We start from the raw sequence: 19427 nt of genomic DNA, 5'->3' as shown, positions 1-19427 counted from the left end.
CCCCAAGAACTACGCACAATTGCCACTGCAGCGGTAATACCGGGTTAATAACGAGGCGCCATGAGTTCCCTGACAATATCTGTAACAGCATGGTCTGCTTGGGCGCCCGGCCTCAACACCCCGGAACACTGGCAACAGTGGGCGGCGGGACAGCGCGCCATCGGCGGCGAGGAAAAGCCGTCAGTGGCTGAGATTCCGGCCATGCTAAGACGTCGGTTGAGCCCCCTGGGCAAGATGGCCCTGGCAACCGCCATGCCCCTGCTGGCTTCCAGGGCCGACACCCCCTGTGTGCTGGTCAGTCGACACGGCGATTTAACCCGCACCCTGGGCCTGCTCAACGACCTGGCCCACCAGCAAGAGTTGTCACCAACCCATTTCAGCCTGTCTGTACACAACGCCATTGGCGGCCTGCTGTCGATCACTCGCAAAGACCCCAGTAACGTGACGGCCCTGGCCTGCGGGCTAGAAGATGTCTCCACGGGCCTAATGGAAGCCCAGGCCATTTTGCAGGAACAAGCGTCACTGAGACAGAGAGGGCTGCTCCCCACCGGCAATGACGAGAGCCGCGAGCCGGCGACCAATGAAGTCCTCTGCGTCATCTATGACGAACCGGTGCCCGCGGTCTATGCCCACACCCGGGAAAGCAATCAGCCTATACTGCCGCACTACCCCTACGCCGTGGCTTTTTTGCTGACCCAGGGCGCCACCGACTCACGCCGCTATCATTTGCAAGTGCTGCCACCCGCGGCGGACTCCCCGGCGCTGAGCCCCTCTGAAAGAGCAGCCCCGCCGATCAACGAGCCCCAGGCGATTAGCCTGTTGCGCTGGATGTTAACCGCTCACCCCCCCTCCGAATTGCTGTTGCCCGGGACCCGCAATACCTGGCAATGGTCACAAGTGCAGTCGTGACCATGCTGTGCACCCTGTTTAAATACTGGCGCGTGCTGGCTACCGGCTTCAGCTTTCTGATGTTTGGCCTGGGGGGCGTCGTGCTGACGCTGCTGGCCTTGCCGGCCTTTTACCTGATGCCCGGCAGCGCCCAACTCAAGGAGCGCCGGGCCAAAGCCCTGATCCATTATGCCTTTCGTGGCTTTATGGAAATGATGCGCGGTCTCGGCATTTTGACCTACACCGTTGCACAGCAGGAGGCTCTCAATCGCCCCGGGCAGCTGATCATCGCCAACCACCCGACACTGATCGACATCGTGTTCCTCATCGCCTTCATCAAACAGGCCGATTGCGTGGTGAAAAGCAGCCTGCTGCGCAACCCTTTTACCCGCGGCCCCATCAGTGTCGCCAACTATATCGCCAATGACAGCTCCGAAGCCGTGATCGAGCTGGCCAAACACTCCTTTCAGCGGGGCAACAGCGTCATTGTCTTTCCCGAGGGAACACGCACCACCCAGGGGCAGGACCTGAAAATGCAACGGGGAGCCGCCAACATTGCCCTGCGCTGTGATTGCCAGGTCAGACCGGTGATTATCCGCTGCGAACCCAGTACACTGACCAAGGAGTTAAAGTGGTATCAAATACCCGACAGACCTTTCCATATTTCGCTGCAACCCCAGCCCGTGATGGCGCTGGATGAGCTTCAGCAAGAGCAAATACCCACCGTGGCCGCTCGACAACTAACCCGTTATTTTGAACATTATTTCACCCAGGAACTTGGTACCCATGAAGGCACTAGAACAGGAATTGAAGCAGCTCATCATTGACACATTGGATCTTGAAGATATCACGGTTGAGGACATCGACAGTGAGGAAGCCTTGTTTGTGGAAGGGCTGGGTCTGGACTCGATTGATGCCCTGGAACTGGGATTAGCCTTGCAAAAACGCTACGGCGTCAAGGTAGACGCTGATGCCGAAGAGACCAAAAAACACTTCTCCAGTGTTCACAATCTGGCTCAGCTGGTCAGCAGCTACACAACCGCATAAGGGTGGAAAACATGGTTTCAACAATCGAGATTGAAAACAAGGTCAGAGACATTCTGGTCGAACTGTTTGAACTGGACGCGGCACAGATCACGACCGAAGCCCAGCTTTACGAAGACCTGGACATCGACAGCATTGACGCCGTTGATCTGGTGGTTGAGCTGAAAAAGCTGACCGGTAAAAAAATCAAGCCCGAAGACTTTAAAAACGTGCGCAGTGTCGGTGACATCATCGCGGCCGTCGAGGAGCTGATGGCCTCAAGCTGAGCCCGGCAAGCGAAGCCGGCAACACCAGGTTGGCAATACAATTGGGTCACACAACTGACCGGCACACAACGAACGCATAATACTGAAACGGGCCTGATATTGCGCAGGCCTTCCCGGGACCCTGTCCCTGATGCACCGCGGACCATTTAAGCCACTGCAGATGTTGATACGCATTGTCCTGGGTTGTATGACCCTCCTTTACCCACTCGCCGTCTATTTTGGCCTGCAAGCGTTTGACGCCCGTAGTTTAGTCATTCTGCTTGTGGCTCTGGCCGGCATCCGCCTGCTGACCCTGGATCGATCACCACTGAACCACTGGCTGTGGCTGCCGGCCATTGCCCTGTTGGGACTGTGGTCCTGGGCCACCAACAGCGCCGTGGGGCTTAAATTCTACCCGGTGATGATCAATGCCAGCCTGCTGCTGCTGTTCCTCTGGTCCCTCAAATTCCCCCCCTCCATGATTGAACGGTTCGCCCGCATCTCAGACCCCCAGCTGTCCGATCAGGGCATCCGCTATACCCGCCGGGTAACGCAGGTGTGGTGTGTATTTTTTTTGCTCAACGGGTTGTGCGCGCTGCTCACGACCCTGTTTGGCTCCACCGAAGTCTGGGCACTGTACAACGGCCTGATCGCCTACATCGCCATGGGCGCCTTGTTTGCCGGTGAATGGCTGGTTCGACAGTCCATCCTCAAGAGCCCGCAGGGGGAGGCCCGCCATGAGTGACACCAACCCCAGCCCGACATTGGCGTGGGCACCCGGCTTTGTTCCACTGGAACACATCTTCAAGGCCGACCGTCCCCTGAATTTACCGCTTTACCTGACCCCGGCGAAGGCCGTAATCACCTGGCAGGACTGGCTGTCCCAGGTATCGCGCTGGCGACACGCTTTGCAACCTCTTGCCCAACAGCGCTGGGCGCTCTACCACCCCAATGCCGCTGAATTCTCGGCCTGTTTGTTTGCCCTGCTGTCGCTGAACAAAACCGTGTGCCTGCCCGGCAGCAACCAGCCAGCGGTTGTGCAACAACTGGCCGCTCGGGTGGACGGATTTGCGGGGGACTTTCGCTCCCGTGATCGTCACCCACAGGCCACTGACGATCCGGTGCCGACGTTAAAGGTAGCCCCCATCACCACCGCTGGCGGTCAGGCTGGGCACGCGCTGCCCCCCCAGGAGTCACTGAGCCTGCTGACCAGCAGCCCCCTGAATCACCGCCAGCCTCTGTTGGAGATCTTTACCTCAGGCTCCTCCGGTGAACCGCAGGCAATCCCGAAATCCCTCAACCAGCTCGGCGCAGAGGTTAGCCACCTGCACCAGCGCTGGGGCCAACACTGGCAAGCTGGCGGCGCGCTTAACCGCGGCGCACTGATCGTCAGCACGGTCAGTCACCAGCACATTTACGGACTCTTGTACCGGGTGCTCTGGCCTCTGGCAGCCGGCTGGTGCTCCGACACTCACGCCTGCAGCTATCTGGAAGAGCTCGCCAAGCGCCATCTGGACTCTCTGCCGCGACTGCTGATCTCCAGCCCGACGCATTTATCGCGTATCCCGAATGAGTTGGCCGCGCAGGCCTGCGCCAACGTCTGTGCCGTGTTCAGTTCCGGCGCGCCCCTGGCGCGGGAGGCCAGCCTCAACACCCGAACTCACTTCAATACCGGGGTGCGTGAAGTTTTTGGCAGCTCGGAAACCGGAGGAATTGCCTGGCGGGTACAGGATGTTCCCCGGCCACCTGATCAACCTGCAACCCCTGAACAACTTGAAGCCCCTGAGCAACTTGAAGCGCCTGGGCATGAAGCGCAATGGCAGCCTCTGCCCGGTATTGAGCTGCGGCAAAACGAACACACCCAGTGTCTGGAGGTACGCTCTTCTCACCTGCCAGATGACCACTGGTACAGCACCTCCGACCGCATACGCTTTGACGCACAGGGTCACTTCAGCTTGCTGGGGCGCGCCGACCGCATCGTTAAACTGGAAGGTAAACGCCTGTCCCTGGATGAAATGGAACAGCAACTGTTGCACAGCCCGCTGGTGAGCCTGGCCCGTCTGCTGCTGCTCGACCACACCGCCGCCGCGCAACGTCAACGCACCGAATTGGCGGCGGCCATTGCGCTGTCGGAACAGGGACAAGCGCGGCTTCGCCGCGACGGCAAACGGGCACTCAACACGCTGCTGAAAGCCCATTTGCTGCCGTACTTTGAGCGCCCGCTCTTGCCGAGAAAATGGCGCTATGTGAGTCAATTGCCCGTCAACTCACAGGGAAAATTATTGCGCCAGTCGCTGCTGGAGCTGTTTCAGGCTCCCCACCACCCTGAAACCGCCCAGCCAACCGCCGGGCCCCAACCGACCCCTGACAGCGCCGCAACCATGCCAAACACACCACCGCCCAAGACAACCCAACCGCCAATGGCACACCGCCCGACGCTGCCTCGGGTGTTGGGACAGTATGCATCCGCGCCCGATGCCATCAGCCTGCAATTGCAGATACCCGCCGATTTGCTGTACTTTGATGGCCACTTCGCAGCCGCCCCCATTTTGCCCGGCGTGGTTCAGGTTCACTGGGCTGAACACTACGCCCGCGAGGCCTTTTCCCCTTCGGGAGTATTTTTGCGCATGGAAGTGATCAAATTTCAAAAGGTGGTCACCCCCGGACAAGACGTCACGCTGGATCTGTCGTACCAGGCCGACAAGCAAAAAATCGCCTTTGTTTACCATTCGGACGCCGGCCAACACGCCAGTGGCCGAATCGTTCTGGGCGAGGCGACATGACCATCGACAACCCTGTTGCCGCCACGGCGGCGCCGGCCTTCACGCCTTGCATCATCATCCCGGTGTACAACCACGAAGAAGCGGTGGGCAAGATTCTGCTGCAGCTTCTGCCCTTCGGCTACCCGGTGCTGCTGGTCAATGATGGCAGTCGACCCTCTTGCCAGGTGACGCTGGAATCCCTGGCAGCCAGCCACGCAAACGTGGATCTCCTGCAGCTGCCGGTCAACCGCGGCAAAGGGGCCGCGGTCAAAGCTGGATTGCACTACGCATATCAGCGGGGGTTTTCTCACGCCTTACAGATTGATGCCGACGGACAACACCGACCCGCTGATGTCGAACGCTTCATGAGTGCCGGACAACAGCAGCCCGAGGCGATCATTTGTGGCTGCCCAATCTACGATGACAGCGTACCCGCACTGCGTTATTACGCCCGCTACCTGACCCATGTGTGGATATGGATCAACAGCCTGTCGTTTTCGATTAAAGATTCCATGTGCGGCTATCGACTCTACCCGCTGCACAAGAGCATCGCGCTGTTGAATGCCGAAGCCACCGGCAACCGCATGGATTTTGATTCCGAAATCATGGTGCGCTGGGTGTGGCGGCACGGCCAGGTGGTTAACCTGCCCACGGCCGTGTCTTACCCGCTGGACGGCATTTCGCATTTTGCGCCGTGGCGGGACAATTATTTAATCAGCAAAATGCACGCAAAACTGTTCTTTGGCATGCTGCTGCGCTCGCCCAGAATCGTGTCGCAACGACTCCAGCGGAGACTGGCCGGGCGCAAAAAAATCGCTCAACCAACATCGTCAACTGCTCGCACTTCAAGGTAATTTTCTACTTCATGGCAACTCATTGGTCACAGATACAGGAATCCGGAGCGCTGATCGGGATTCGCTTTATGTTTTTCATCTACCGCTGGTTCGGCCGCTGGGCATTCGGCCTGTTGCTGTACCCGGTGATTGCGTACTTTTATCTGACCAAAAAAACTGCCCGCCAGGCTTCGCAAGAATATTTAACCCGTATTCGCGCTTTCAACGCACTTCCCAATAACGCCTCTTTGCGGCAACAAAGCTTCCGTCATTTTCTGCACTTTGGCCGCGGACTGCTGGATAAGCTGGCCGCCTGGTGCGGCGCGTTCAATTACCACAACGTCCAGTTTCGCAATCGCGACGATTTTCTTAACATGGTGGATCAGGGGGACGGCGCCCTGGTGATCGTCTCTCACCTGGGCAATCTGGAAGTGTGTCGCGCGCTGGCCGACGCCAGCCAGCGCATCAAGTTAAACGTGATGGTGCACACCAAACACGCAGAAAACTTTAACCGCCTCATGAACAACCTGGACGGCGACAACCATCTCAACCTGATTCAGGTGACCGAGGTAACACCCGCGACGGCCATACTGCTGCAGGAAAAACTCCGCAACGGTGAAGTGGTCGTCATTGCCGGCGATCGCACGCCGGTGAGTGGTGGCCGACAAAGTGCTGCCGACTTTCTCGGTGCCGCAGCCCTCTTCCCCCAGGGGCCTTACATCCTGGCTTCGGTGTTGCGCTGTCCGGTGTACCTGATGTTCTGTGTGCGCGGCGAACAAGGTTACGAAATTTCCTTTGAAGCCTTTGCCGACAGTATCCGTCTGTCACGCAAAAACAGAGAGCAAGAATTGGCATTTTGGGTACAGAAATTTGCGGATCGACTTGCCCATTACACGCTGCTGCACCCGTTACAGTGGAATAACTTTTACCCGTTTTGGGTGGCTCCCGCCACGTCGCCCTCAACCCCTCTATAAGACCTTTGCAAGTATGATCACCTTTGATAGCACCCCGTTAACCATTGAAGACATTGTCGCCATAGCCCTGCAACAGCAGCCCGTGCAATTGAGTCAAGCCGCTGAGTTTCAGCAGCGTATTGCCGAGGGCAGTGATTTCCTTGACAAACTGCTGGTAGAAGACGGCGAAATCTACGGCGTCACCACCGGCTATGGGGACTCCTGTACGGTGACAATCCCATCGCATCTGGTACCTGACCTGCCCAAACATCTGTACACCTTTCACGGCTGTGGCCTGGGCGCCATGCTGAGCCCAACCATGGTGCGCGCGGTGCTGGCCGCGCGTCTGTCGTCCTTGTGCCAGGGATTTTCCGGCGTCAGCCCGCAACTGCTGCTGCAGTTCGAACGGCTTTTGCAACACGACATCATGCCCGTGATTCCCGAAGAGGGCTCGGTCGGAGCGAGCGGCGACCTAACCCCGTTGTCCTACGTTGCAGCGGTCCTGTGTGGCGAGCGTGAGGTCTATTATCAGGGAGACATTCGCCCCACCGCCGAGGTGTTCCTGGAACTCGGCATTGACCCGATTACCCTGCGCCCCAAAGAAGGCCTCGCCATCATGAATGGCACCGCGGTGATGACGGGGCTGGCCTGCATGGCTTACGCCCGCGCCCAGTACCTGTCGAAATTAACCACACGGATTACCGCCATGTGCTCCCTGGCGATCAAAGGCAACGCTCATCATTTCGATGAGCTGCTGTTCAGTGTCAAACCGCACCCGGGACAGCAACGTGTGGCCGCCTGGTTGCGGCAAGACCTGCATGTGGGCGAGCCACCCAGAAACTCCCGGCGCTTGCAGGATCGCTACTCGTTACGCTGCGCCCCTCATGTGATCGGTGTGCAGGAGGATGCCCTGCCCTGGTTGCGACAGCTGATCGAGAACGAACTTAACAGCAGCAACGACAACCCCATCATCGACGGCAGCGGTGAACACGTTCTGCATGGTGGGCATTTTTACGGCGGGCACATTGCTCTCGCCATGGACACACTGAAAAATACCGTGGCCAATCTGGCTGACCTGCTGGACCGGCAGATGGCACAGATGATGGATACCAAATTCAACCACGGTCTGCCCGCCAATTTATCCGGCGCCCAAGGTGAGCGCCAGGCCATCAATCACGGCTTCAAAGCCGTGCAGATTGGCACCTCCGCCTGGACCGCAGAAGCCCTCAAGCAAACCATGCCCGCCAGCGTGTTTTCCCGCTCCACCGAATGCCACAATCAGGACAAGGTCAGCATGGGCACCATTGCCGCCCGCGATTGCCTGCGGGTGCTGCAATTGACAGAGCAGGTGGCCAGTGCCGCCCTGCTGGCCTCCTGCCAGGGGGTTGAATTGAGAATTCGCCAACGTGAGCTGTCGGCAGAGACTCTGTCACCGGCCATTGCGGACATCATTGACCAGGTCCGAAGCTACAGCCCGTTCCTGGAGGAAGACCGTGCTTTGGACGCTGAGTTGCGCCACACTGTCACCGCCATACAAACTGAAACCTGGCCTCTCTACGGAGCGCAGTAACGATGCATACCACCACTGATGCAGATAAAACCTCAGAGCGGCACAAAGCTACGAACCTGCACACAGCAGAAGTCGAACTCACCATCCCCTTTCACGACGTCGATATGATGGAAGTGGCCTGGCATGGCCACTACGTGAAATATTTTGAATTGGCACGCTGTGAACTGCTGGACCAGATCGACTACAACTATCTGCAAATGAAAGCGTCGGGCTATGCCTGGCCGGTGGTTGATCTGCACATCCGCTATCCGCAGCCCACCACCTTTAATCAAAAAGTGATCGTCCGGGCGCGCATAACAGAATGGGAAAACCGCCTCAAAATCAGTTACGAAATCCGCGACAAAGTCTCCGGCAAACGCCTCACCCGCGGGCACACGATTCAGGTGGCGGTGGACATGAACCAGCGGGAAATGTTGATGGAATCGCCCGTTATCCTGCTGGAAAAGTTGGGGCTGACCCGATGACGGCTGACATTGTGAAAGCTGACGCGGTGAAGGCTTTTATGCTGCGCACCGCATTACTGGCTGCTTGCCTGCTTGCCGGTACGGCATCGACAGCCATCGCTCAATCTCCGTCACCGACTCAAGCTTCGAGCCAGCCCCAGTTGCAGACACTGCAAACCATCACCCAGAGCCTGCAACTGGGCCAACATCCGCAGGAGCAGCAGGGACAGTTTGTGCAAAGGAAATACCTGAGCATCCTCCCGCAGCCACTGGTTTCCCGTGGTCACTATGCGTTTCAACAGGACACCGGCCTGGAGTGGCAAGTGCTACAACCTTTACCCAGCAAACTCACCTTCAGTGCCGCCGGCATCCAACAGGAACAGAATGGACAGCAGGTGTGGCTGGCGCGTGCTGACCAACCGGGTATTGCCGCCATCGGGCAAATTATGGCCGCCATCTTCACCAGTGACTGGCACACGCTACAAGAGTTTTTCCGAATTGAAGTGCTGCCACCAGCCGCTCCGTCGGCCAGTGGCACCGCCGACAATTCCCCAATTACCCCCAACTCCTGGTCACTGAAGTTGACGCCGACGCAAGTGTCTCTGCAACAGGCGATGAGCCACATCCTGCTGTCCGGCGACCATCAGCTGCGCCACATGACGCTGTTTGAACCCAACAACGATCGCACCGAAATCGATTTCCAATAATGCCTGTCTCTCCCCCCCATTCAAACCGCGATGCTGACGCCAGCTCCGACCCCGCACACAGGGACCGGCACGTCGTAAATCATCACGGCCACCCTCCAAGCAGCAACGCGGATGTCTGGCGTTTTTCCCTGTGGTCTGTGGTGGTGGCGATCTGCGGGGTGATCATCGCGCTCGAACTGCATCAGGGGCAGACCTTCGACAGCAGCATTATGGCCCTGTTGCCCGACACCCACCGCAGCGATGCCGAGGCTCTGGCGCAACAGCGTTTGATGGATGCTGCGGATGACCGGCTGGTGTTTTTAATTGCCGCTGAAGACCCGTCCCTGAGTCGCAGCGCGGCGGAGACCTTTGCCAAAACCCTGACCAGCAGCCAGCACTTTGCCAATGTCCAGGGCGCCGTCAGCCAAGACAGTCATCATCAGTGGCAGGCGTTCTATAAACCCTGGCGTTACCGACTGCTGACTCAACACAGCTTGGATAGGTTGCAAAAGTTCGACACCGGTCTGGTGGATGAAAGTCTGGCCAAGCTGTTCAGCCCGCTGGCCGCCGCAATCGGCCCTACCCTCACGGAAGATCCGTTGCAGTTGTTTATGCAGTGGCAGACCGAAGTTTTGCCGCGCACCCCGTTCCGCCTGCAGGACGACTGGCTCACGCTACAACACCAGGGTCTGACTTACCGGCTGGTGACCGCCACCCTGTCCGGCAACGCCTATGACATGCCCTACCAACAGGCGGTCATGTCCACCCTCAACCATGCCCGGCAACGCTTGCCGGGCAATACCCAACTGGCCACCAGCGGCCTGATCATTCACGCGGCCTTTGGAGCCCAGCAAGCCAAACGCGAAATTTCGACCATTGGGGTCGGCTCGGCCGTGGGCATCCTGCTGCTGCTGTTTACCTGCTTCCGTCGCTGGTCCCGCGTGCTGCTGGCATTTTTGCCCCTCATCGTCGGCTGCGTGGTGGCCTTGTCCCTGAGTATGTTGCTGTTCGAGCGACTGCATCTGATCACTCTGGCCTTCGGTGCCAGCTTGATCGGGGTGGCCATCGATTACTCCCTGCATTATTTGTGTGCCCGGGAAGAGCGGGAACCCCCCAACAGGGCAATGGCTTCGACGCCGACCAGAGCTTGTGGTAACGCGTCACCCCTGCGCCGAATTCTTCCAGGGCTCAGCCTGGGACTGCTCTCCAGCGTTCTCGCTTACGCCGCCCAGGCCGCCGCGCCCTTTCCCGGCCTGCAACAAATGGCGGTATTTTCAGTGCTGGGGTTAGTGGGGGCGTGGATGACCGTGGTGTGCTGGCTACCGCTGCTGTCGGCCTGGCAGCCGGCAGTGTCTCAGACAACACTCCTGACAACGGCTCAAAAAGTTGCCCCTCAAACATCTCAGCAGCCATCGCAAGGTCTCCAACCGATGTTGCTGCGCCAATTGGTTCGCTGGCGCAGGGTTTGGCCCACCTGCCACAGCCGCCGCAGCCAGGTTTTTCTGCTGTGTGTGTTGGCCCTGTTGATCGCCATCGTCAGCCGCATTGAAGGCAATGACGACCTGCGCTTACTGCAGACCTCGCCAGCGGAACTGTTGCAGCAAGACGCGACCGTACAAGCCCTGTTGGCCGGCCCTGACCCCAGTCATTATTTTATTCTGCAGGCCGACAGCGAACAGGCGCTGCTGCAAGCCGAAGAGCAATTTACCCGGCAACTGGATCAGGGGCGACAGCAACACTGGATCAGCGGCTATCAATCCACCGCACAATTTGTTCCCTCCAACGAAAAACAGCAGTTAAGCCACAGCCTGTATCAAACTCAGGTTTTCGCCGAGGACGGCTTGCTCACCCAGTGGGCCAGCAAGGGACAACTGCAACCGGTTGCTGATCGGGCCCGGGCTCTTTTTAATCAGTCACGTGCTCACACCGAACACCCACCTGGCGCTACGGAACTGTCCCTCAACAGCTGGCAACTGCAACCGGTCAGTGAACTCGCCCGGCATCTGTGGCTGGGGCCCCATCAGGGGCACTTTTACTCCCTGATTACCGTATCCGGCATACAGGGCAGCCATGCCATCACCCACTTGCAAGCACTGGCAAACAGCACTGAGGGCGTCAGCTTCATCGACCGCGTCGGTAGCATTTCTGAAGTGTTGAAAAATTATCGCCAGCACTTGAGTCAGTGGCTGTTATTGGCCTACGCAGCTGTCACACTGGTGCTGGCGTTGCGCTATCGCACCCAGGTCTGGCGCATCATCGCCGCCCCGGCACTGGCCAGCCTGATTACCCTCAGCGCACTGCAGCTATGCCATGTTCCGGTCACCATCTTTCACGGCCTGGCCCTGCTGTTGGTGCTGGGCATCGGCCTCGACGCCAGCATCTTTTTGTACGACAGCCGCAACAGCGCGCACACCTGGCTGGCGGTGACCCTCTCGTCCTTAACCACCTTGCTGGCATTCGGTTTATTAACCTTAAGCGCCACGCCGGTGTTGCACTTTTTTGGACAGACGGTACTGATCGGCATCATTTGCGTCTGGTTTTTAGCCCCCGCCTTCGCGGCTCCAAAACCCGCATCTCACAACAATCTCGCGTTGCGACCTGACGCCTAGCGACCCCTTTTAAAGGAATAAACAATCCATGAGTGAGCTCGACAGACAAATAGATATTGTGGTGATCGGCGCAGGGCCCGCAGGCGCAGTGGCCGCATCGCTGCTCAACGCAAAAGGGCATAACGTGCTGGTGATCGAGCGTCAGCACTTTCCCCGCTTTTCCATCGGCGAAAGCTTATTGCCCCAGTGCATGGAATTTCTGGCACAGGCCAACCTGCTTGATGCGGTCCACCGCCACGCCGACCAGCACCACTTCCAGCACAAAAACGGCGCGGCTTTTGTCCATGCCGGGCGTTATTCCGAGTTTGACTTTCGTCAGAAGTTTTCAGACGGGCATGGCACCACCTACCAGGTACAGCGCGCTCCGTTTGATCACATCCTCGCGCAGGAAACCGAGCGTCAGGGCGTTGAGATTATCTGGGGACACACGCTGGTAAATATCGACCAGGATACTTCACCTGCCCGGTTAACCGTGGAAGATGAGCACCATCAGACCTATACCATCAGCGCACAATTCGTCCTCGATGCCAGTGGTTTTGGCCGCGTATTGCCCCGCCTGTTACAACTGGACCGCCCCAGCAATTTTCCCTCAAGAACGTCGCTGTTTACGCACATTGAGGACAACATTAGCGACGACGGCTTTGATCGTGAAAAAATTCGGGTGACCGTTCACTACCAGCATAAGGACGTGTGGTTTTGGTTGATCCCCTTCGCTCACGGCCGCTGCTCCATCGGTGTGGTTGCCCGCAGTGAATTTTTTGACGGTCGCGATGAGGACCTGAATCGCCGACTGGCGGACATCATTGCCGACGAGCCCAGCCTGAAAACACTGCTGGCCAATGCCAGGTTTGACACCCCCGCTCGTGAAATCACCGGTTACGCAAGCGATGTCTCGCAGCTGTGGGGACCCAACTTCGCGCTGCTGGGTAACGCCGGTGAATTCCTCGATCCGGTGTTTTCCTCCGGAGTCACCATCGCCATGAAGTCCGCCAGCCTGGCGGCTGACGTGCTGGACCGGCAGTTGCGTGGACAGGCTGTAGACTGGGAGGCCGAATACGCACAGCCCTTGCGCGCAGGTGTCGACACCTTCCGGGCTTTCGTCGAAGCCTGGTATGACGGCCGCTTTCAGGACATCATCTTCGCCAGCCAGCAGTCCAAGGAAGTGCGGGCGATGATCAGCTCCATCCTGGCCGGTTACGCCTGGGATACCAACAACCCTTATGTGAAGGACAGCGAACATCGCATCAATGTGCTGGCCGAGCTCTGCCGGCTGTCATGAGCAAGCCAGCCATTGCCGTCTCGTTTTGCCGCGGTTATTTGACACGCTTTTGTTTGCAAAGCCCGTTTATGGACCATACCGGTTGGCGCAGGCCCGTGGGGGAAAGCGCCCTAACGTTTTCACTGCAGCGGGCCCGACGGGCAGTCTTTGCCCTGCTGGCCTTCGGGCTGACAGCCTGCAGCTGGATCACGCCAGCGCGGCCGCCGGAACTGCCACTGCTGTCGCCCGCGACCTTCGGCCAACAGTGGCAAGTGACCCAAAGCGTGACGCTGCAACCTCTCGCCCGCGATGACCGCGCCCCCCACCGCAGCGGCCAAACCCTGCTGGCCGCCTGGTCGGTGTCACCAGCCCGACTCGACTTTGCCGGGCTGACGCCCACCGGGCAAACACTGCTGACCCTCAGCTACGACGGCCAACAGCTCACAGGGACAACCTCCCCCCTGCTGCCCAAAGAAGTGTCGGGCCGTGACATTCTGGCTCAACTGCAACTGGCCTACTGGCCGCTCCACAGTATCCAGCAGGCCCTCAGCGGCAGCCCCTGGTCTCTCCGGCAGGTCAATCCGGGGCGCCGTGAACTTTGGCTGAACGGGCAATTGACTCTGGACCTGCAAATTTCTCCGACAGGCCCTTCTGGGCAGCCCCTCGAATCCATTATCATTACCCACCCGTTGAGAGGCTACCAACTGAAGATCCAGACCATCTCCAGAGAGACCTTGTCTGCGCACCCTTCAGCGGGACAAACTTCGACACCACACATTCCGGCGAAACAAACACGGGCCATACCAAGCCCGGCAAGCCCACCCCACAAGACCGGGGTTGCCGACTGAGCCTGCGCCCGCGCAGCAACCGAGACAGAGAGCACTGCATGAACCACCCTTCAGACACGGCTGCCCCCGCCAAGGTCTACCTCAACCATCTGGGGTTAGTCTGTGCCCTCGGGGATGAGCCGCACCGCATCAAACAACAGCTGTTCGGCACTCCGGCAGCCGCGGTGAAGGAAAGCCCTCTCACGGTCACCGACCAATACAGTCCCGGTCGCCCTCTGCCACTGGGCGTGGTTGAGCGTGAGCTGCCCGCCCTTGCCGGCAGCTCCATCCTGGAACAAACCCGCACCAATCGCTTGATGGCGGCCGCCATGCAACAGCTGCAAGCCGCTTTCGACGAAACCCGCCAGGGCATTGACCCGCTGCGTATCGGGGTCATCCTGGGAACCAGCACCAGCGGTATTGCCGAAGGCGAAGCGGCCATTACCCGCCAGGCAGCCTCCGCCCCTGGCGACAAACCGGCGGCAGCCAGCGCTCAGCGCGATGATAAATCCGCGCCACCGCATGACTTTGCCTATCAGCAACAGGAAATCGCCAACCCGGCAATCACTCTCGCCTCCTGGCTCAATATCCAGGGGCCTGCCTACGTGGTGTCGACCGCCTGTTCCTCCAGTGCCAAAGCCCTGGCCAGCGCCCGTCGCCTGCTGCGCATGGGCGTCTGCGACCTGGTCATCGCCGGCGGTGTGGATTCCCTGTGCCAGCTGACCGTGAACGGCTTCTCTGCGCTGGAATCGGTCAGTGAACAGCCCTGCAACCCCTTCAGCGCCAACCGCAATGGCATCAACATTGGTGAGGGTGCGGCCTTATTTCTGGTCAGCCGCCAGCCCGGCCCGGTGTGTTTGAGCGGTGTCGGCGAGGGTTCCGATGCCCACCATATTTCAGCGCCACACCCCCAGGGTGAAGGTGCGGCCAGGGCCATGCAGCTGGCACTGGCGGATGCCGATTTACAGCCACGGGACATTGATTACCTGAATCTGCATGGCACCGCCACCGCGCAAAACGACAGCATGGAGAGCCTGGCCGTACAGCTCGTATTGGGCACTGACGTGCCTTGCAGCTCGACCAAACCCTGTACCGGCCACACATTGGGGGCGGCAGGAGCCATCGAAGCCGCTTTTTGCTGGCTGACCCTCACCGACCACAGCGGCCAACTGCCTGTACATCGCTGGGATGGGCACGCGGACGGGGACATTGCCCCCTTGAATCTGGTCACGCAGGCCGTCCGGCAGACAGAGCAACGGCGGCATCAACCGTCGCCCCCTCAATCGCAACCTCACCACCCTATCAGGGCCGCCATGAGCAACTCATTCGCCTTTGGCGGCAACAACATTTCGTTGATTCTGGAGCGTACACAGTGAAGCCCCCTTACGAGATTCTCGAACTGGTGCCGCACTCCGGTACAATGTCTCTGCTGGATGCCGTGACCGATCAAACCGGCGACAGTCTGACCGCTGAAGTCAGGTTGCACCGAGACAGTTTGTTTGCCACCGAACAAGGGGTGCCCGCATGGATCGGGATTGAGTATATGGCCCAGGCCATTGCGGCCTTTGCCGGGGTCGAAGCCAAAGCCGCAGGCCGGGAAATCCGCATTGGCTTTTTGGTCGGCTCGCGAAAATACACCTGCAATGCGCCCTACTTTCCCCTGGGCTGCACCTTGACCGTGACGGTGACGCAGGAACTGCAAGCCGACAATGGGTTGGCAGTCTTTGTCTGCCACATTGCCGCAGGCAAGATCACTGCAGAGGCGAGCCTCAATGTGTTCCAGCCCGACAACGTGAACGATTTTTTGGAAAACGCGTGAGCTTTAACCGCTCAGGCCCTGACCGCTCACAGACTCGCGACCGGGTTAAGCAACACATGCCGGCTGAATCGCTGGTGACGTTAAGAAACACGAGATAAGAAACAACCGAATTGAAGGCTAGATTATGGACAAAACCATTTTTGTAACGGGCTCCAGTCGCGGTATCGGCAAAGCCGCTGCCTTGCGCCTGGCCCGGGACGGTTACCACATCGTCTTACACTGCCGCTCCGGCATGGACGAAGCGCAACAGGTCAAAGCAGGCATCGAAAACCTTGGCCGTCAGGTGCGCATTCTGCAGTTCGACATTGCCGATCGCGAGGCGTCCGCCAAAGCGCTGCTCAATGATGTGGAAGAGCACGGCGCCTACTACGGTGTCGTCTGCAACGCCGGCATTGCCCGCGACAACGCCTTTCCCGCCATGAGCGGTGAGGACTGGGATCTGGTGGTGCACACCAACCTGGACGGTTTTTTCAATGTCCTCAATCCACTGACGATGCCCATGGTACGCCGCCGTAAACCGGGTCGTATTGTCGTGCTGTCCTCAGTCTCCGGCGTCATGGGCAATCGCGGCCAGGTCAATTACAGCGCTTCCAAAGCGGGCTTGATTGGCGCCTGTAAAGCGCTCGCGCTGGAACTGGCCAAACGTTCCATTACCGTGAATTGCGTGGCGCCCGGCCTGATAGAAACGGATATGGTGAGCGAAGCCCCGGTGGCAGAAGCCATGAAACTGATTCCGGCCCGCCGCATGGGCAAACCCGAAGAAGTGGCGGCAACCATCAGCTTTTTGATGTCGGAAGATGCCGGCTACATCACCCGCCAGGTCATCTCTGTGAACGGTGGTATGTGCTAATGAAACGAGTGGTTATCACCGGAATGGCAGGCTTGTCCCCTATTGGTCTGGACTGGAGCAGCGTCGCCAACAATTTAAAACAGCTGCAAACCGGTATTCGGTATATGGAAGACTGGGACGTTTACGACGGACTGAACACCCGCCTGGCAGCGCCCATTCTGGACTTTGAGCGTCCCGCCCATTACAGCCGCAAAGCCATACGCAGCATGGGTCGCATTGCCCTGCTGGCCACCCGGGCCTCGGAGCTGGCCCTGGAAAATGCGGGGCTGCTGGAAGACGAGTCCATTAAAGACGGCCGCATGGGGGTTGCCTTTGGCTCTTCGGCGGGCTCAACCCACGCCTTTACCGATTTCGGCCGCATGCTGCTGAATCACAGCACCGACGGCCTCAACGCCAACTCCTACATCAAGATGATGGCGCACACCGCACCGGTGAACATCAGCGTGTTCTTCAGCCTCAAAGGGCGAGTCCACACCACCTCCAGTGCCTGTACGTCTGGCAGCCAGGGCATCGGCTACGCCTACGAAGCGATTCGCTATGGCCAACAGCAATACATGATTGCCGGCGGCGCCGAAGAGTTGTGCCCCACAGAAGCTGCCGTGTTCGATACCCTCTATGCCACCAGCACCCGTAACGACCAGCCGGCCTCATCACCGCGTCCGTTCGATCAAGAGCGCGATGGCCTGGTGATTGGCGAAGGTGCCGGCAGTTTGATTCTGGAAGACCTCGACTCGGCCCTCGCTCGGGGGGCGACCATCTACGCCGAAATTGTCGGCTTTGGCACCAACTGTGACGGCACCCACGTGACCCAGCCTCAAGCTTCCACCATGCAGGCGGCCATGCAACTGGCCCTCAATGACGCCAAGCTTGCGCCCTCCGAGATTGGTTACATCAGTGCCCACGGCACCGCCACCGATCGCGGCGACATCGCCGAGTCTGCTGCCACCTACAACATTTTCGGCAACCGCACGCCCATCAGCAGCATGAAAAGCTTCACCGGACATACCCTCGGCGCCTGTGGCGCGCTAGAGGCCTGGACCAGCATCAACATGATGAATGAAAACTGGGCACACGCCACCGCCAACCTCGACCACATCGACCCGGAATGTGCCGATCTGGATTACATCATGGGAGAGCATCGCAGCCTCGACACTGAATATGTCATGAGCAACAACTTTGCCTTTGGCGGCATCAACACCTCGTTGATTTTTAAACGCTGGCGCTAAATCGACTGGATTAATAGCAACCCGGTACCGACTTCGTTAATGAATGCACCGAAGTCGGTATCCACTCATCACATTAGCAACAGCGTCAGCCTCGACGTCGCCCCCTCTCCGAACACGTCATCTTCAGGTCTCACGCCACAAACGATATACTCAATACAACTGAATCCCCGCACTAAAATGCAACGGAACCCCGAGCTAAAAAACCACCCCGGTTACTCACTAAGGAGCAATAACATGGTAAGGACATTCACTCTCGCTAAATTACTCAGTGTGATCGCCTGCTTGAGTTTTTTATCACTGAACGCTCAGGCTTTACCCGCCAGCGCAGAACAACAACTCAACACGTACATCAAAACATTTGAAGGCAACAATAAAACCGCACAAATACAAATAGCCCAGCAACTGGAATGGGCGGGGTACAACCAGCCCCGTTTGTTTGACATCATCGAAACCAAACTGCTGGCTGACTTCAGCAGCGCCACCCATAAAACCGATGTCGACCACTTATCCTGGCTGAGCAAAGCCCTGGCTTTTTCAGGCAACGAAAAATACCGCAAAACGCTGACGCTGGTCGCCGATGAGGCAAAGTCCAAAAAGCTGAGAAAATATTCCCAACAGGCCGTTGAACTTTTGCCCTTACAATCACGTCTCACTCCGCAAATCCTCAACAGTTCACACTGGAACGAGCAATGGGATCTCGAGACAAACCGTATCGCGGCGATGTTCAACAGTCAGGATCTGGAGTTAAAACGCCTGGCGGCCAAACGGGTTCATTACTCCCACAATTACAACCCGGAGATTCTCAATCGCTTCCAACAGGCACTGGAGCAGAATTACAAACTCAATCCAAAGAACGCCTTGTTCACCGACACCTGGGCATGGGTTTGCAAGGCATTAGCCGGCTCTCGCCAGCAACAATATAAAGCGACCGTCACCGCCGTCGCCAACAATGCGGCCGACAAAAAGCTGAAAAAGTACGCCCAAAAATATCTGCGCTATTTCGACAAACCGCTGTAACCGTCGATCACCAGACATGCCGGCATTGGCTGCCGGCATGCTGCAAATCCAACGGTCCCCGAACACACTCTCCGCCCACAGACGGAACGCCTGCCACACGCCCTCTCGCAGCATTCAAAAAGCCGCGACCGAAGTCATTGAAAAAACAAACGACACGCCAAACTGCTGACTGACGTTCAACCCCTAAAGGCAATTGCGCCAGCCGCGGCAGTCAAGTTATTCCCGCCCGCCAATAAACCACTCCGAATGCGCGTGATTTAACTCAATAAAATTTTCTGAAGATTGAATCCTAAAAATGAACCGCACCATCAGTAGCAACTTATCCCTTCCATAAGCGTGCCCTGATAGCTGATAACAAACCTCTCTGCCTAAGACGTGACGGCGGTTTTACACGTTA

At 58.2% G+C, this 19427-nt stretch carries 19 protein-coding genes; all 19 read left to right on the top strand.

Annotated elements, in window-relative coordinates; genetic code table 11:
• The first annotated feature begins 60 nt into the window (after positions 1–60).
• The 19 genes from G8770_RS05080 (at position 61) to G8770_RS04990 (ending at position 19030) form a co-directional block, all read left to right on the top strand.
• Positions 61–909 carry a beta-ketoacyl synthase chain length factor gene (locus G8770_RS05080; RefSeq protein ID WP_167182675.1) on the top strand — a complete coding sequence of 283 codons (849 nt, stop codon included), beginning with the start codon at positions 61–63 and terminating at the stop codon, positions 907–909.
• A gap of 2 nt (positions 910–911) precedes the next feature.
• A complete protein-coding gene (locus G8770_RS05075) occupies positions 912–1715 on the top strand; it encodes a lysophospholipid acyltransferase family protein (RefSeq protein WP_243760299.1) in 804 nt (267 codons plus the stop codon).
• Complete coding sequence (locus G8770_RS05070) at positions 1675–1935, top strand: phosphopantetheine-binding protein (protein WP_167182672.1); 261 nt, start codon at positions 1675–1677, stop codon at positions 1933–1935. The genes G8770_RS05075 and G8770_RS05070 overlap by 41 nt, the downstream gene beginning before the upstream one ends.
• An 11-nt stretch (positions 1936–1946) precedes the next feature.
• On the top strand, positions 1947–2198 hold the full coding sequence (locus tag G8770_RS05065; RefSeq protein WP_167182669.1) for an acyl carrier protein: 252 nt from the start codon (positions 1947–1949) through the stop codon (positions 2196–2198).
• Between the two features lie 130 nt (positions 2199–2328).
• On the top strand, positions 2329–2922 hold the full coding sequence (locus tag G8770_RS05060) for a COG4648 family protein (RefSeq protein WP_243760292.1): 594 nt from the start codon (positions 2329–2331) through the stop codon (positions 2920–2922).
• On the top strand, positions 2915–4960 hold the full coding sequence (locus G8770_RS05055; RefSeq protein WP_167182666.1) for an ApeI family dehydratase: 2046 nt from the start codon (positions 2915–2917) through the stop codon (positions 4958–4960). The genes G8770_RS05060 and G8770_RS05055 overlap by 8 nt, the downstream gene beginning before the upstream one ends.
• Positions 4957–5793 (top strand): glycosyltransferase family 2 protein, encoded by an 837-nt coding sequence (locus G8770_RS05050; RefSeq protein ID WP_167182663.1) that lies wholly within the window; start codon positions 4957–4959, stop codon positions 5791–5793. The genes G8770_RS05055 and G8770_RS05050 overlap by 4 nt, the downstream gene beginning before the upstream one ends.
• Before the next feature lie 11 nt (positions 5794–5804).
• Complete coding sequence (locus G8770_RS05045; protein ID WP_167182661.1) at positions 5805–6746, top strand: LpxL/LpxP family acyltransferase; 942 nt, start codon at positions 5805–5807, stop codon at positions 6744–6746.
• Positions 6747–6759: 13 nt separating this feature from the next.
• Positions 6760–8295 (top strand): HAL/PAL/TAL family ammonia-lyase, encoded by a 1536-nt coding sequence (locus tag G8770_RS05040; protein ID WP_167182658.1) that lies wholly within the window; start codon positions 6760–6762, stop codon positions 8293–8295.
• A 2-nt stretch (positions 8296–8297) separates the two neighbouring features.
• Positions 8298–8759, top strand: coding sequence for an acyl-CoA thioesterase (locus G8770_RS05035; RefSeq protein WP_167182655.1), 462 nt, complete (start codon positions 8298–8300; stop codon positions 8757–8759).
• Positions 8756–9445 carry an outer membrane lipoprotein carrier protein LolA gene (locus tag G8770_RS05030; protein ID WP_167182652.1) on the top strand — a complete coding sequence of 230 codons (690 nt, stop codon included), beginning with the start codon at positions 8756–8758 and terminating at the stop codon, positions 9443–9445. Before G8770_RS05035 ends, G8770_RS05030 begins: the two co-directional genes overlap by 4 nt.
• The gene (locus tag G8770_RS05025) at positions 9445–12033 is read left to right on the top strand and encodes an MMPL family transporter (RefSeq protein WP_167182649.1); all 2589 of its coding nucleotides are present in this window, start codon (positions 9445–9447) and stop codon (positions 12031–12033) included. Before G8770_RS05030 ends, G8770_RS05025 begins: the two co-directional genes overlap by 1 nt.
• Before the next feature lie 28 nt (positions 12034–12061).
• Positions 12062–13312 (top strand): NAD(P)/FAD-dependent oxidoreductase, encoded by a 1251-nt coding sequence (locus G8770_RS05020; protein ID WP_167182646.1) that lies wholly within the window; start codon positions 12062–12064, stop codon positions 13310–13312.
• Positions 13309–14139 (top strand): DUF3261 domain-containing protein, encoded by an 831-nt coding sequence (locus G8770_RS05015; protein ID WP_167182643.1) that lies wholly within the window; start codon positions 13309–13311, stop codon positions 14137–14139. Before G8770_RS05020 ends, G8770_RS05015 begins: the two co-directional genes overlap by 4 nt.
• Before the next feature lie 38 nt (positions 14140–14177).
• Complete coding sequence (locus G8770_RS05010; protein WP_167182640.1) at positions 14178–15494, top strand: beta-ketoacyl-ACP synthase; 1317 nt, start codon at positions 14178–14180, stop codon at positions 15492–15494.
• Positions 15491–15937: a hotdog family protein gene (locus G8770_RS05005; RefSeq protein WP_167182637.1), complete on the top strand. Its 447-nt coding sequence runs from the start codon at positions 15491–15493 to the stop codon at positions 15935–15937. Before G8770_RS05010 ends, G8770_RS05005 begins: the two co-directional genes overlap by 4 nt.
• A 124-nt stretch (positions 15938–16061) precedes the next feature.
• Positions 16062–16787, top strand: coding sequence for a 3-oxoacyl-ACP reductase FabG (gene fabG / locus G8770_RS05000; RefSeq protein WP_167182634.1), 726 nt, complete (start codon positions 16062–16064; stop codon positions 16785–16787).
• On the top strand, positions 16787–18013 hold the full coding sequence (locus G8770_RS04995; RefSeq protein ID WP_167182631.1) for a beta-ketoacyl-ACP synthase: 1227 nt from the start codon (positions 16787–16789) through the stop codon (positions 18011–18013). The genes fabG and G8770_RS04995 overlap by 1 nt, the downstream gene beginning before the upstream one ends.
• A 234-nt stretch (positions 18014–18247) precedes the next feature.
• On the top strand, positions 18248–19030 hold the full coding sequence (locus G8770_RS04990) for a hypothetical protein (RefSeq protein WP_167182628.1): 783 nt from the start codon (positions 18248–18250) through the stop codon (positions 19028–19030).
• Positions 19031–19427 lie beyond the last annotated feature (397 nt).

It is taken from the genome of Pseudomaricurvus hydrocarbonicus (genome assembly GCF_011602365.1).
GTDB classification, from domain to species: Bacteria; Pseudomonadota; Gammaproteobacteria; order Pseudomonadales; family Cellvibrionaceae; genus Pseudomaricurvus; species Pseudomaricurvus hydrocarbonicus.
The sequence above is the reverse complement of the archived record's forward strand: the minus strand, read 5'-3'. Positions and strand labels throughout refer to the sequence as shown.

What these genes read in the sequence shown, in the direction of transcription:
- G8770_RS05020 (WP_167182646.1), top strand. Translation starts at nt 12,062, where the DNA reads ATGAGTGAGCTCGACAGACAAATAGATATTGTGGTGATCGGCGCAGGG.
- G8770_RS04995 (WP_167182631.1), top strand. Translation starts at nt 16,787, where the DNA reads ATGAAACGAGTGGTTATCACCGGAATGGCAGGCTTGTCCCCTATTGGT.
- G8770_RS05080 (WP_167182675.1), top strand. Translation starts at nt 61, where the DNA reads ATGAGTTCCCTGACAATATCTGTAACAGCATGGTCTGCTTGGGCGCCC.
- G8770_RS05040 (WP_167182658.1), top strand. Translation starts at nt 6,760, where the DNA reads ATGATCACCTTTGATAGCACCCCGTTAACCATTGAAGACATTGTCGCC.
- G8770_RS05035 (WP_167182655.1), top strand. Translation starts at nt 8,298, where the DNA reads ATGCATACCACCACTGATGCAGATAAAACCTCAGAGCGGCACAAAGCT.
- G8770_RS05070 (WP_167182672.1), top strand. Translation starts at nt 1,675, where the DNA reads ATGAAGGCACTAGAACAGGAATTGAAGCAGCTCATCATTGACACATTG.
- G8770_RS05045 (WP_167182661.1), top strand. Translation starts at nt 5,805, where the DNA reads ATGGCAACTCATTGGTCACAGATACAGGAATCCGGAGCGCTGATCGGG.
- G8770_RS05050 (WP_167182663.1), top strand. Translation starts at nt 4,957, where the DNA reads ATGACCATCGACAACCCTGTTGCCGCCACGGCGGCGCCGGCCTTCACG.
- G8770_RS05075 (WP_243760299.1), top strand. Translation starts at nt 912, where the DNA reads ATGCTGTGCACCCTGTTTAAATACTGGCGCGTGCTGGCTACCGGCTTC.
- G8770_RS05030 (WP_167182652.1), top strand. Translation starts at nt 8,756, where the DNA reads ATGACGGCTGACATTGTGAAAGCTGACGCGGTGAAGGCTTTTATGCTG.
- G8770_RS05025 (WP_167182649.1), top strand. Translation starts at nt 9,445, where the DNA reads ATGCCTGTCTCTCCCCCCCATTCAAACCGCGATGCTGACGCCAGCTCC.
- G8770_RS05065 (WP_167182669.1), top strand. Translation starts at nt 1,947, where the DNA reads ATGGTTTCAACAATCGAGATTGAAAACAAGGTCAGAGACATTCTGGTC.
- G8770_RS05010 (WP_167182640.1), top strand. Translation starts at nt 14,178, where the DNA reads ATGAACCACCCTTCAGACACGGCTGCCCCCGCCAAGGTCTACCTCAAC.
- G8770_RS05015 (WP_167182643.1), top strand. Translation starts at nt 13,309, where the DNA reads ATGAGCAAGCCAGCCATTGCCGTCTCGTTTTGCCGCGGTTATTTGACA.
- G8770_RS04990 (WP_167182628.1), top strand. Translation starts at nt 18,248, where the DNA reads ATGGTAAGGACATTCACTCTCGCTAAATTACTCAGTGTGATCGCCTGC.
- fabG (WP_167182634.1), top strand. Translation starts at nt 16,062, where the DNA reads ATGGACAAAACCATTTTTGTAACGGGCTCCAGTCGCGGTATCGGCAAA.
- G8770_RS05060 (WP_243760292.1), top strand. Translation starts at nt 2,329, where the DNA reads ATGCACCGCGGACCATTTAAGCCACTGCAGATGTTGATACGCATTGTC.
- G8770_RS05055 (WP_167182666.1), top strand. Translation starts at nt 2,915, where the DNA reads ATGAGTGACACCAACCCCAGCCCGACATTGGCGTGGGCACCCGGCTTT.